Source organism: Marinagarivorans sp. (assembly GCF_982758155.1).
Genome location: NZ_CEXWTU010000127.1, coordinates 1 through 13797 on the forward strand (window position 1 = coordinate 1; position 13797 = coordinate 13797).

10 protein-coding genes are annotated in these 13797 nt (G+C 46.8%); 8 read left to right on the plus strand and 2 right to left on the minus strand.

Going from position 1 to position 13797, the window contains the following annotated elements; translation table 11 throughout:
- The first annotated feature begins 118 nt into the window (after positions 1–118).
- Positions 119–2008: a putative bifunctional diguanylate cyclase/phosphodiesterase gene (locus AC3A8L_RS13385; RefSeq protein ID WP_487962777.1), complete on the plus strand. Its 1890-nt coding sequence runs from the start codon at positions 119–121 to the stop codon at positions 2006–2008.
- Between the two features lie 32 nt (positions 2009–2040).
- On the opposite strand, the gene AC3A8L_RS13390 is transcribed toward AC3A8L_RS13385, so the two are convergent.
- Positions 2041–2544: a helix-turn-helix transcriptional regulator gene (locus AC3A8L_RS13390; RefSeq protein ID WP_487962768.1), complete on the minus strand. Its 504-nt coding sequence runs from the start codon at positions 2542–2544 to the stop codon at positions 2041–2043.
- 189 nt (positions 2545–2733) lie between these two features.
- Between AC3A8L_RS13390 and AC3A8L_RS13395 the strand changes: the two genes are divergently transcribed.
- The 5 genes from AC3A8L_RS13395 to AC3A8L_RS13415 all read left to right on the plus strand — a co-directional run bounded on the left by AC3A8L_RS13395 (position 2734) and on the right by AC3A8L_RS13415 (position 10905).
- Positions 2734–2958 carry a DUF4266 domain-containing protein gene (locus tag AC3A8L_RS13395; RefSeq protein WP_487962769.1) on the plus strand — a complete coding sequence of 75 codons (225 nt, stop codon included), beginning with the start codon at positions 2734–2736 and terminating at the stop codon, positions 2956–2958.
- Positions 2949–4256: a DUF3570 domain-containing protein gene (locus AC3A8L_RS13400; RefSeq protein WP_487962770.1), complete on the plus strand. Its 1308-nt coding sequence runs from the start codon at positions 2949–2951 to the stop codon at positions 4254–4256. Before AC3A8L_RS13395 ends, AC3A8L_RS13400 begins: the two co-directional genes overlap by 10 nt.
- Before the next feature lie 111 nt (positions 4257–4367).
- Entirely contained in the window at positions 4368–5288 is a 921-nt protein-coding gene (locus AC3A8L_RS13405; protein ID WP_487962771.1) for an FAD:protein FMN transferase, read from the plus strand.
- Between the two features lie 170 nt (positions 5289–5458).
- On the plus strand, positions 5459–9085 hold the full coding sequence (locus AC3A8L_RS13410) for a BadF/BadG/BcrA/BcrD ATPase family protein (RefSeq protein ID WP_487962772.1): 3627 nt from the start codon (positions 5459–5461) through the stop codon (positions 9083–9085).
- Between the two features lie 11 nt (positions 9086–9096).
- Positions 9097–10905, plus strand: coding sequence for a hypothetical protein (locus AC3A8L_RS13415; RefSeq protein WP_487962773.1), 1809 nt, complete (start codon positions 9097–9099; stop codon positions 10903–10905).
- 839 nt (positions 10906–11744) lie between these two features.
- Here AC3A8L_RS13415 and AC3A8L_RS13420 read toward each other — a convergent pair.
- The gene (locus AC3A8L_RS13420; RefSeq protein WP_487962774.1) at positions 11745–12230 is read right to left on the minus strand and encodes a pilin; all 486 of its coding nucleotides are present in this window, start codon (positions 12228–12230) and stop codon (positions 11745–11747) included.
- A gap of 321 nt (positions 12231–12551) precedes the next feature.
- Between AC3A8L_RS13420 and AC3A8L_RS13425 the strand changes: the two genes are divergently transcribed.
- Together AC3A8L_RS13425 and AC3A8L_RS13430 are read left to right on the plus strand one after the other, a co-directional pair.
- Positions 12552–12875, plus strand: coding sequence for a ComEA family DNA-binding protein (locus AC3A8L_RS13425; RefSeq protein WP_487962775.1), 324 nt, complete (start codon positions 12552–12554; stop codon positions 12873–12875).
- Between the two features lie 248 nt (positions 12876–13123).
- Positions 13124–13797 (plus strand): ATPase, T2SS/T4P/T4SS family (locus AC3A8L_RS13430; RefSeq protein WP_487962776.1); only part of this gene is annotated, 674 nt, incomplete at its 3' end.

Consider the following 13797-nt stretch of genomic DNA (forward strand, 5'->3'; position numbering starts at 1 on the left):
ACCTAGGAATTCAAAAACGGGAAGTTATTTCATGCACGCCCCTAAGCCGGTTTATCCGCGTTTTTTTGCTTGCGCCCCAGAAGCAACTCGAATGGCATTTTAGAGTACCCTGAAAGTGATGACAGATGTAAACCGCCAAGAAACGCCAAACAATAACGCGCGCAGCCTTTTAGAGCGCCGCGCATCACAGCTAACATTATTAGCACTCGGCGGCGCCGTATCTATTTGCGTGGTAACTTATTTCGAAAAAAATTGGCTATCGCTTTTTATGCTCTTAGCAAGTATGCCATTACTTGGAGGTTGTTTTTGGCTTGCACAAAAGCAGTATACAAAAGTCGCGTCCGAGCTTCTTATTTGGACGCTAGCTACATTAGCCTTATCAATATTATGGGTTTCTAACGGCCATTACGATTCAGGACTACTGGGCCTTCCCTGCATTTTAATTTTCGCCGCCATGGTGGGAAGTAAGCGCAGTTTTATCGTATTGTTAATTGTCTTTATTGCTAACATTTTGGCTATGGGTTACGCACAAAATTCTGGTTTAATGACATTCAACAATTCTTTTCATGATTCAACACGCCCGATCACTACGGTTATCATTTTATTAATTTCTGGCCTCGCAGTACGCTTGCTCATCAACGATTACGTTAGCACCATTCACAACCTCAATAGTGAAAACATCAAAGTCCGCGAGTCCGAAAAAGCGATTGTGTTTTTAGCCAACCACGACAACCTCACCGAACTTCCAAACCGCTCACTGGCCAGCGATCGCTTTGAACAAGCCGTACAACGCGCAGCACGCAGCCATTGTGACAAAAAAATCGCTCTGATTTTTATTGATCTAGACGATTTCAAAACGATTAACGACTCCCTCGGCCACGAAACCGGCGACCGCTATTTGGTGGCGATAGCCGAGCGCTTGCGTGATGCCACCCGAGCCAGCGATACCGTCTGCCGCTTAGGTGGCGATGAGTTCTTATTAATACTCGAAGACTTGTCCGACGAACGCGATGTTTCCAGCATTGCGGCCACCATCCAAGAGCGCGTTTCACGCCCCGTCATTACTGGTAAACATAAACTCGTTTGCAGCGCATCTATCGGCATCTCTGTTTACCCCAACGATGGCATTCGCTATGACGAACTCGTCAAAAAAGCTGATATTGCCATGTACCGCTCTAAAGACCTTGGTCGCAATACCTTCCAATACTACAACTCCTCCATGAACTCCGATGCCCTTGAGCGCATGCAGCTACTGGAAGATTTGCGTACAGCCCTCAGCGACGATGAACTCTTCGTGGAGTATCAACCCATTATTTTACTGGCAACCGGCAAGATTGTTGGTGCCGAAGCCTTAGTGCGCTGGCAGCACCCAGAGCGCGGCTTGATCGGCCCCGACACCTTTATTCCGCTGGCCGAAAAATCCGGCTTAATAGTCGAAATAGGCGCCTGGGTACTCGAGCGTGCTTGCCGCGATATTGCCGAGCTCCAAAAGAAATACTTCCCTGAATTTCGCGTCGCTGTAAATGTTTCGACCATTCAGCTAAAACGAGACGATTTTAAAGAAAGGGTAAAGAAAATATTAGCCGACGTTCCCATCTCGCCTCACTCCTTAGAGCTAGAAATCACAGAGTCCGAACTTGTCTCTAACTCACCAGAATTTGATGAGTCCGTTGAGCAACTCAAACAAATGGGGATTAGCTTAGCCATCGACGATTTTGGCACGGGTTACTCGAACTTAGGTTATGTGCAAAAGATTAAAGTCGCCAAGCTGAAAATCGACCGCTCGTTTGTTACGGGCATTGAAGGCAATTCCGATAACCAGGCGATCGTTCGCGCCGTTCATAACATTGCAGACGGTCTAATAATGAATACGGTTGCAGAGGGAGTGGAAAGCGCAAACGAGCTACTATTCCTTAAAGAGCTCGGGATAACTCACGGCCAAGGCTACCTATGGTCGCGCCCCATCGCCATTAAATCGTTAATCCGTTTATTACAAGATGCGGCTTAACGGGGTAGCCGCTCCCAAAAGGACCACCAAAACTACATATAGTCTTCAATAAACCAAGCCGAAAACGCATGGCGACCGCTAACACCGGCCTTTTTATAAACTGACGAGGCCTGCTGCCGAACCGTTTTATCTTTGGTTTCGCGTAGGCTCGCGATCTCGGCAAGGCTAAAACCTTTCAAGACTAAAAAGCCAATTTCGGATTCACTTTTACTCAGCCCCCACACCTCAAACTGCTCGGCAATAACCTTCGCAAAAGCGAGGCGCCCATCCTTTAAAGACTCACTCGCTTTTGCCACTTCTTGCGCCGCTGTCTCAAGCTCCCGCTTCAGATCTTTAATGCGATTAGACTGGCGCCGAAAACCCAGCAACAAGCTTGCAACAGCAATCAAGCACAACAAAAGCAACGCTCCCTCTTGCGCCATATGCTCAAGCCCTACCCCCTCACTATGGTCAACGATAAGGTCCGCGATGCTCATTGCACTTAAAATAATCAATAAGATAAAAATGAAATAGCGGTGCGTAAAAAGAGACTGCATGATGTTTCCTGTTCAGATATTGATCAATCCTGACCATTTGATGGTGGTACATATGTCCTATAGCCGGTCATTATGCGGTTGCCCAGCAATTTATACAGCACCTGCGCTATAGCGCACTTCAATTATGCCGTCATAATCAACGTGGTTTAATTAACTTCGTCACTTTGCTCACTCGTAAAAGAGGACTTCATGCAAAAGCCAATCATTACCCTTACGCTACTGTTTACGGTAAGCACGCTTATGGGCTGTAGCTCACTAGGTGCCAAAGCTTACCAGCGCGGCACCCTTGCTAAAGACACTATGCAGCTAGATCACGACGCCATCACATCAAGCTTCGACGATCATATTTATTTCAGCAAAGAAGCCAGTAGCGGCGGCGCTAGCTTTGGTGGCGGAGGCTGCGGATGCAACTAGATAAGTACAACAATCAAAACACAGGTACTCAATCGCGCTATAGCCGCGCCACCAAGTTGGGCGTTGCGGCAGGGCTCGCCCAAGCAACCTCGGCATTATTAGGTGCAGCACCTGCACTGGCCGGTGATAAAAGCTGGGATATTAATACCGCCGTGCTTTACTACGGCGAAACCGACCGCGTGACCGCCGTAGAACCCGTTATTAGCGCCACCAAAAAACTCGAAGGCGATCGCTTTTGGAACATTAAGCTTGTTGTTGATGCGCTAACCGGTGCGACGCCCAACGGAGCATCACCCGCGGACGAAGTGCAAACGTTCTCAACCCCATCGGGTAAAGCAACCTACCAAACGCCAGAAGGCGAACTACCACTAGACGACGTCTTTAAAGATACCCGCGTTGCACTAAGCACCCAATACACCACCCCGCTAAACAGCACCTTAAAGCTCTCTGGTGGCGTTGAGGCATCCCGTGAATACGATTACCAATCGATTGGCTTTAACGCCAATATCGCCAAAGACCTTAACCAACACAACACAACCATATCCGCAGGCTTAGCTTTTGCTAGCGACACAATCAAGCCGGTCGGCGGCAAACCGATTCCACTGTCGGAAATGACCATAGGCGCCAACGGTAATAAAGATGGCAAAGACGACAGCAAAACTGTGACCGACCTTTTACTGGGCGTCACCCAAGTTATGTCACCGAAGTGGCTCGTGCAATTCAACTACTCATTAAGCGAACAAAGCGGCTACCTTAACGATGCCTATAAAGTGGTATCGCTATTGGATGATATTGGCGCGCCACAAGGCTATGTATATGAATCGCGCCCCGACAAGCGCACTAAGCACAGCTTGTTCTTTCGCAGCAAATCGCATCACGGCAAAGATAATATCTTCGATATTTCATACCGTTATCACACCGATGACTGGGGTATAGATTCACACACCATCGATACGCGCTACCGCTGGCAGCTCAACGAGCATCATTACCTTGAGCCTCACTTCCGGTACTACCAACAAGCTGGCGCCGATTTTTACGTGCAAGGCTTGGATGCATCGCTCGCGCAGCTTCCCATGCACTTAAGCTCCGATTCACGCTTGGGTGAATTTACCGGGATTACTTTTGGCGCCAAGTACGGTTACCTCTTTGACGACGACAAAGAAGTTAACTTCCGTATCGAAAGCTATAACCAAACGGGTGATAGCCAAACCTTACCGGGTAATTTACAAGACAGGCACGATACCTTTCCTGATTTAGACGCCATCATCGTGCAGGTAGGCTATTCCTTTAAATTTTAGAACCATTCAAGCAGCGCTAAAAACGTCCACTCGAAAGCGTGGGCGCTTTACGACCAACCATTCAAAAAGCACAATAGGCATCTCAAGCAATAACTCTACACAGCAGACCCAATGCCGCCACCAAATCACAGCCTTCAATTCAATTACCGCGCTCCGTTTTGGGTGGCTCGGTTCTCGGCCATGGCTTGCCCCTGTGAAGTGCTAATAGCGATAGACGATAAAGCCCTAGCGATACAACTCGCCGATATTATTGCGCACGAAGTTTGGCGAATAGAAACTAAATACAGCCGCTATACCCAAACCGGAATTACAGCAGCCATCAATAATGCAAATGGAACCCCCGTCAATCTCGACGAGGAAACCACCGCACTGTTTCATTACGCTCGAGAGCTTTACGCACTCAGCGACGGGCTATTCGATATTAGCGCTGGCGCGTTGAAAAACATTTGGGCCTTTCATCAAAAGAAAGCACAGCAGCAACAAACATTGCCAACACAATCCGATATTGCCGCACTACTCCCTTTTATTGGTTTAGATAAAGCCACACTACACAACTCAACCCTTAAAACCCCCAAAGGTATGCAAATCGATTTTGGCGGTATCGGCAAAGAATACGCCGCCGATAAAAGCCTGCGCCTAGCGGTAGAAGCCAAAGCCGGAATTCCTATACTCGTTAATCTCGGGGGCGATTTGGTGGCTAGCCAATGTCTACCAAAACGCCCTTGGCAAGTTGGTTTTAGCAGCACGCAGGCGAACGATAACTTAACATCACAAGAACGCCTCACTTTTCACAATGGCGCAGTGACCACTAGCGGTATAAGCCAGCGACAATGGATTATTAACGGTAAAAGCTACAGCCACCTCCTAAACCCAAAAACCGGCTGGCCAGTAGTCAACCCACCAAAGTCCGTCACCGTTGCCGCACCAAAGTGTATGCAAGCCGGCATGCTATCAACTCTCATAATGCTACAAGGCGAACAAGCAGAAGCCTTTGCGAGAGAAGAGGACATCCAATGTTGGATTACTCGCTAAACCGATACAACCCAGACATGCATAAACCCTATTAAATGTAGTGGTTTAATTGTTTGCGTGATGTCGCATTTCACCGTATTCCCTCTTGGCGCCGCCTTCCAACACTTGATCTATATCAACAGGTCGGGCAACATCCATGGTCAGAATTTTGTGGTTTAAGGCGAATGGATATGACAGACACTCAGGTTCTTACTCTTGGTATTGATGTTGGATCAACGACGGTAAAACTCGTTGCAGTTGATGCCAATAGCCAGGAAATTCTTTGGAGTAAATACCAGCGGCACGAAACCAAGCAGGCCGAAAAAGTGCTTGAGATGCTGCAGGCCGTTTGCGCCGACCTCCCACAACTCGACCTTAAACAAGCCCGCCTTTTGATCACCGGCTCTGGCGCCAGCCCTATTGCGCCGCATGTTAACGCGAAGTTTATTCAAGAAGTTAACGCCGTGACCATGGCAGTAGAAAACCTTCACCCCGACGTTGGCAGCGTGATTGAACTTGGCGGGCAAGACGCCAAAATAATCATGTTTAAAACCAGCGAAAAAACGGGCGAAAAGCGCGCAACGACATCAATGAATGATAAGTGTGCATCCGGCACCGGCGCGACCATCGATAAATGCTTTATAAAAGTAGGCATGCCACAAAGCGAAACGGCAAAGCTTGTATTCGACCCAACAAAACTGCACCACGTTGCAGCCAAGTGCGGTGTTTTTGCCGAAACGGATATTGTTAACCTCATTAAAAGCGGCATTCCTTCCGCCGAGATTATGTGCTCGCTTGCCGACGCCATTGTTGGGCAAAACCTTTCAGTACTAACGCGCGGAAACACATTAAAGCCTAAAGTTTTACTACTGGGCGGCCCCAATGCCTACTTGCCATTTTTACGCGCATGTTGGCGTTACCGCATACCCGAAACGTGGGAAGAGCGCGGCTTCGATTACCCCAAAGATATTCCCTTAGAAGAGCTAATCTTTGCACCAGACAACTCGGAATATTACGCCGCTTACGGTGCCGTGCTCTTCGGCCTACACGAAAAAGACACCCAAGTTTGCGGAACATTAGCCAAGCTAGAAGATTTTATTAATAACGGTCGCAAAGCACAGCTCGGCGCAGGATCCGGCCCCGGCTTAGTCGGTAATAACGATGAAGCCAAGCAATTTATCGAGCTTTACTCTACCCCAACGTTTACCCCAATCAAAGCAACCAGCAATACCATACAAGGCTTTATCGGCTTAGACGGCGGCTCCACCTCCAGTAAATGCGTACTCGTCAACGCTGAGGGTGAAATCCTTCAAAAGGTTTACCAGCTATCCAAAGGCAACCCCCTTGAGGATATGAAACAAATGTTCATACAGCTTAAAGATTGGGCTGATGAACAACAGGCAACATTAGACATTCAAGGCTTCGGCGTAACCGGTTATGCCGGCGACGTCATGGAGGCCGCCTTAAAAGCGGACGCCAATATCGTCGAAACCGTTGCCCACATGAAAAGCGCGCAGAATTATTTTGATGATGTCGATGTGATTTGTGATGTCGGCGGACAAGACATTAAAGTGATGTTTATGGAAAACAAAGTGATTAAAAACTTTCGTTTATCCAACTCGTGCAGCGCCGGTAACGGCATGCTATTACAAGCCATGGCCGATCAATTTGGCGTGCCCGTAACGCGTTACGCCGAGACAGCCTTTAAAGCCGACTTATCACCCGAATTCAGTTATGGCTGTGCCGTATTTCTAGATTCCGACCGTGTTAACTTTCAAAAAGAAGGCTACAACGGCGAAGAGTTACTGGCAGGCCTAGCGTTAGTACTGCCTAAAAACATTTGGCAATACGTTGTACAAATTCCGCGTATGGCAGAACTTGGGCGCGTGTTTGTTTTGCAAGGCGGAACCCAAAAAAACCTCGCAGCCGTAAAAGCCCAAGTTGATTACATTAAAGAGCGCGTACCCAACGCCGAAGTACACATTCACCCGCATACCGGTGAGGCAGGCGCGCTAGGCGCTGCGTTTGAAGCAATTCGTGTTGTTAAACGCGAAGGACACTCACGCTTCATCGGCCTAAACGAAGCCATTAACCTACACTACACCACGCGTAACGATGAAGAAACACGCTGCGATTTTTGCCCCAACAATTGCTCGCGCACGTTTATTGATGCCGATGTAGGGGATGTAAAACCGGTACGTTATATCTCTGGCTTTTCTTGCGAGAAAGGCACCGTTGAAGATAACGATGCACTACGTGCATTAAATAAAACCCGCCGCGACAGAATGCGCGCCTATCCCAACCTTGTGGATTACGAAGCAACGTGGGCCTACAAACGCCTATACACGCCAGAACAGACACCAACAAACGGAACCTTAATAGACGACATCAAAGTTTCGCGCACGTTATTTGGCGGCGTTAAATACAAAACCATTCAACGTCCTTTTATTCGCTCCAGCGAAGAAGACGTTGAACATCGAAAAAATATTCGCATTGGCATCCCTAAAGCTTTAAATATATGGAGCACCGCGCCCTTTTGGCGAACCTATCTTGAAGCCTTGGGCATCACGCCGCGCAATATTGTTTTCTCTGACGATACCAGTGAAGAACTTTGGCAAGCCGGCGGAAAATACGGCTCCGTCGACCCATGTTACCCAGCCAAAGTGGTGCAAGCCCATATTCACAATTTATTGTTTGAACACCACGTTAAAAAACCACTGAATATTATTTTCTTCCCGTCCATTACCCACATCCCTACTTTTGTAGAGAGCGTGATGGACACAGCCTGCTGCCCGATTGTGGCCGGCACGCCCAAAGTCATCGGTGCCGCATTCACCAAAGAGCAAGATTTTTTCGCTCAGCGCGACATAACCTACATGGACACCGCCGTAACACTTCAAGAACCTTTACTATTAAAGGATCGTTTGTTTGAAGCGTTTAAAGAACAACTTAAAATATCGGAAGATGAAAATAATTTCGCCGTCGATCAAGCCTTCAAATCACTCGATTATTTTGATCAGCATATGCAAGAGAAGGGTCGAATTATTTTAGATGCGGTAGCAGAAGATAATCGCATAGCGCTATTAATGACGGGCCGGCCGTACCATAACGACCCCGGTATGAATCACGGTGTATTGGAAGAATACCAAGCCATGGGCTACCCGATTTTATCAATGCGCTCCATCCCAAAAGATAAAGAGTACTTAACGCCCTATTTCCAAGACGACCTTAATAAAAAGTTTGTTGAATCGCCCTTAGAAATTCACGACATTTGGCCAGAAAATTACAGCGTGAACAGTGTACAAAAAGTATGGGCAACAAAATTCGCCGCTCGCCACCCCAACGTCGCGGTACTCGACTTATCCAGCTTTAAGTGTGGACACGATGCGCCCACCTACGGCCTTGTCGACCGAATGATGAGCGCTAGCGGATCACCCTACTCTGCACTTCACGACATTGACGCCAACAAACCTTCGGGCTCAATAAAAATTCGCGTTAAAACCTATGGTTACACGTTAACCTTAGCGGAAGAAAAACTAGAGGACAGGGCTAGAAAAACCCTTGAGAGTGAACTCGAAGTCATCGAAAAGCGCTTACAGTTTTTAGCCGTAGCCCCCGAAAAAATAAAGCAAGACTCACTTTTTCAAACAGAGTTAGACAAATGGCAATTTGCAAAAGAACAAATATTGTCGAAGCTTCCACAAGCTAAAGAAAACACTCACGATACCGCGCAAAAAAATACGCCCAAAGAAGCCAAAGCGCCACTATACATCGACGCTGGAACCTCAAATCTTATCACTGCGGTTGAAATTGACTAGGGAATACTATTATGAATATGCAACAAACAGTTGACACTGATTCATCCACCTCAGCGATTGCTGACTTAGAAGGCAACCTAAGTGCAGAAGATTATTTAAAGCACGTTGATAGTGAAATAAAAGATTTTGAGAAAGCGCACAAACAAGATGAAGTAACGGAACATTGGCGCGATAAAAATCCAACGACCTTTACCGCAGCCCAGCGCGCGCACACTACCGTATTGCACGCAGGCCTAACCATGGCACACGATTTATTTATCCAATCAGCCTTTAGAGGGCTAGGTTATAAAGTGGCATCCATGGACGTGCCCGATACCGCCGCCCTACAATTTGGCCGCGAGTTTGGCAACAGAGGGCAATGTAACCCTACCTACTTCACTGTAGGTAACCTTGTTAAAAAATTAAAAGAAATGGAAGCTAGCGGTATTAGCAAAGAAGACATTATTACAAAATACCTGTTTGCCACCGCAGGCTCTTGCGGCCCTTGCCGCTTTGGCACCTACGTTACCGAATACCGCAAAGCATTACGCGACGCAGGCTTCGAAGGCTTTCGCGTTATTTTGTTTCAGCAATCGGGCGGAGCAAAGCAAGCAACCGGCGAAGACTTAGGATTAAAAATCGACAGCACGTTCTTTTTAACCTTCGGAAAAGCAGTGATTATCGGTGACATTTTAAATGCCCTAATGTACCGCATTCGACCCTACGAAATTAACGAAGGCGAAACCAACGCCGTTATTGCCCAGGCCAAACAACGCATTGCCAAAGCCTTCGAAACACGAAAAGGTTTATGGAAAGCCCTTTGGCATACACGAAAAGAACTCGCCAAAATTAAAGTCGATAAATCACAAATAAAGCCCCGCGTCGCTATTATTGGCGAATTTTGGGCAATGACGACCGAAGGCGATGGCAACTACAAGATGCAAGGCTTTCTGGAAAAAGAAGGCGCCGAAGTCGAGATTCAACTCGTCACCAACTGGATTCTGTATCTATTCTGGTCAGCCAAATACGACACCCTGCAACGCCTAAACCTGAAAGGCACCGATAAAAATCTCAAGCACGACACCAAAGGCAGCAAGTTCGCCTTAGAAGGCGTAAGTATTCGCAAGCGCTTGTGGGGCCTTAAAGTTGTAGAACTTTATGTAAGGGGCCTATTCTGGACAGCCTCAAAAGTAGTGGGATTAAGAGACTACCACCTACCCGACATGGATCACATCGCCGAAATCAGCCACTCATTTTACGACAACAACCTACGCGGCGGCGAAGGCCATATGGAAGTGGGCAAACTGATCCACAACGTGGTCGATAACACCATGACCATGACACTCAGCATAAAACCCTTCGGCTGCATGCCCTCCAGCGCGGTATCCGATGGAGTGCAATCGCTAATCACCGAAATGTTCCCGCAAGCGATATTCCTACCGATTGAAACTAACGGCGATGGCGCAGTGAATGTTTATAGCCGAGTGCAAATGCAGTTGTTTAAGGCTAAGCAATCGGCGGAAAAAGAGGTGATGCAGGTTCTTGAAAAAGCCGGCATGAGCAAAGAGCAATTTGAACAACAACTATCGAATAGCGCCATAAACAACCCATTACATCGAAGCCCCCATGCGGGGAGTTGCTCGGTGGTGGATGTAGCAAACGAATTCAACAACCGCAATTCGGGCATATTTACTCGTTTACGCAATCAATTTAAGCGCACAATCAGCACTGCAAAGGCGCAAAAACACACACTGGATATAGTCGCCAAGGTTACAGAGAGCTATAAAAATCGGCCAACAGGCCAGGTGGAGGAAGTGGTTAAGATTGTTTCGCCGGTGTAGTCATTTGCAGAGACGGAAAAAACGGTTGGCTACGTACCCTTTACCGTATTCACTTTAAATGCCTAAGGTCATATAGCCTCCAGAATGTTTTAACGAGACATTAAGGGTAAGATACAGTCCAGACCAACCCAGCCCTGACAATATTAAAGCGACTCCGCCGCCTTTACAGGCCGCGGGTAAGACCATGTCAATCTTTGGCGGGGCATTTAGTGGGGCTAAATTTTCGCGTAGGAAGGGCAATAAGGCTCGGCATGAAGATATGCAGGAGGGTGTGGTTAGGATTACTACACCAGCCTAACAATCCGCAGGGTAGCGCGAGGATATAAAAAGTTCAACCCTCCGGGTTTACTGTACTTAATGACAGAATATAGCCACGCGTAACTATTTGGAACCACTATTCACCAATCAACATGAGCGCTAAGTGAGAGCGCCCCTCAACGGGATAATTTTGGCTCATGACTTGACCAGAGCATAAAGGCAAGTCGCTCATTTTTTTAATAAAAGCTTTTTCAACAGGCTGATAACACCAATTTCCAAAATAAAAGATCAAACCTCACTTAACCGCGATATACAATTTCCTGCTATCAAAAATAGAGCGCAAGATCCTACCGCGTCAATAAAACAGTGAAAAGTCTGAAAATAATAGTAGGGTCGCCAGTAGGGAATTGCGAGAGCTGCAGCGCAAGGAAACAACTCAGCTCAATTCACCGCCCAACCAAAGAACGATTAGAAATACAAAAATGCCTGTCAGCGTTAGCTAGCAAGCATTACAGTAAAATTTTGAGCTCTTGAATTAGCCTATCCCGAAAGGTGGGAGACTAATTTCCTGCAAAAAACTCTTACTTAATTTTGGGTCGCAAATTCGCATCCATTGTACCAATTGTAGGGTCGATTTCAACTGCAAAGCGCGTGTGGTTATTACCGTCACGCGTGACATTAACCATAAAAGTTGTGCCAGAAATATCCGCAGGTACAGGTACGAGTGCAGAGGTTGTCAAAAAGGTTACTGTCAAAAGTCCATTGTCAGCATCAGTATTCGCGTACACAATAGAAGCTATCATCCCGGTCGCCGTATTGGCTCCGGCCGCTGTAATAGGGTTCATAAACGTATTGTATTCAGCAACAGTTGGCAAAGCACCGCCTGTTGAAGATAACTCTTGAATACCTAAAACAATAGGTCGTATAGAGCTCGAAGTTTCAGCAGTAGAGGTAGCACGCTGGGTATATATTTGATACTGAGGTAAAGCCACCGCAGCCAAAATGCCTATAATGGCAATAACGATCATGAGTTCGATTAATGTAAAACCTTGTTGTACTTTTTTCATTTTATACACCTCAATAGTGTTTTTAGGGGTAAGGGTAATTAGATAGTATCAAGTAACATGCCAACCCTATAGCCCCCGTTTTTAGGGCTCTTCATCCTGCCGCCCCCTTTCCGCAAAAAAAATAACGACATAAAATGTAAGTGGTGGACGTAAAATGGCAGACAAGCAAAGCTTAGCTGGATCCAAAGGCTATTTTACGGCAGCGTAAAGCCACCCAAAATAAATTACTATAACCAGAAGCGCAGGTATTTCACTTTAATATAACAGCGCTTCCCTAATGGACTATGTTAATCAAACACCCACTCTTTAAAGGAATATCTAATGAGCCAAAAATTCTTATCTCGCTGCGTCACCGCCCTATTACTAACTTCAGGAATGCTAACAGCAGCAGCTTACGCAGCCACTACCCCGCAAACCCAACCAGCAAAAACAACCTCAATTCAAAGCGCCAGCCGTGTCAGCATTAACTCAGCTAATGCTGCAGCACTTGCCGAACACCTTATTGGTATTGGACCCGCTAAAGCCGAGGCTATTGTTAGCTGGAGATCACAGAATGGGCGATTCAATAATATTGAGCAATTATTGGAAATTAAAGGCATCGGTGCCGCAACTCTAAATAAGAATAAGCACCTGATTACACTTTAATCTAAAATCAAACTCACCCACATATGAATCAAAGGCTTTTGGGAGCGCTATCGCGCCCAAGAGCCTTCTCTTAACGCCCCCTTTCTCTGTAAGCTATTTATTTCCATTTAATTATCCTCTAGACTGGGGCAGATATACCTGCCCCAGCATGCAGGGCTGCAATGATGGCCTACAATAAGACTGTACTATCCTATGTACATGAAATGTACCGCCAGCCAATAACATAATAAACACAAGAATTGAGCAGCATGAATACTCCAACACTCAGCGGTCTCACCAAGCGATTAGTCCGGGATGAAACAATCTCCAGCGAAACGGCCCAGAAAGCAACGGCTGCAGCGCTCGAGAGCAAGCGCCCACTCCCTTTGTGTCTTATTGAAGCCGGTGCCAATAGCCTAGATATTGCCGCGGCCGCGGCCGACGAGTTCGGCTCTCCGATATTAAACTTAGGCAGTATCGAACTTAATCCAGCACTAAGGGAAATAGTTGATAAAAAGTTGGTCGAGAAACACTTCGCCCTACCTATATTCAAGCGCGGAAACCGCCTGTTTGTTGCAGTAGCAGACCCTACTAATTTGCACGGCCTTGATGAAATAAAGTTTAATACAGGCCTAAGCACTGAAGCCATTGTGGTTGAAGCCGATAAACTGGCTGTTGGCGTCGAAGCATTCCTTAAAGACTCTGAGGAAGATATATCAGAAAGCCTTGGCGGCCTTGATGATGATGACCTTGACCTTGAGCTTGAAAACCCAGACGAAGCCAAACCTGCTGAAGCTAGCAATGACGTAGATGAAGCACCTATTGTTAAATTTGTGAACAAGATTTTACTTGACGCCATAAAAATTGGCGCATCAGACATCCACTTTGAACCCTACGAAAAAGCCTATCGCGTCCGATACCGCACAGACGGAATATTAAAAGA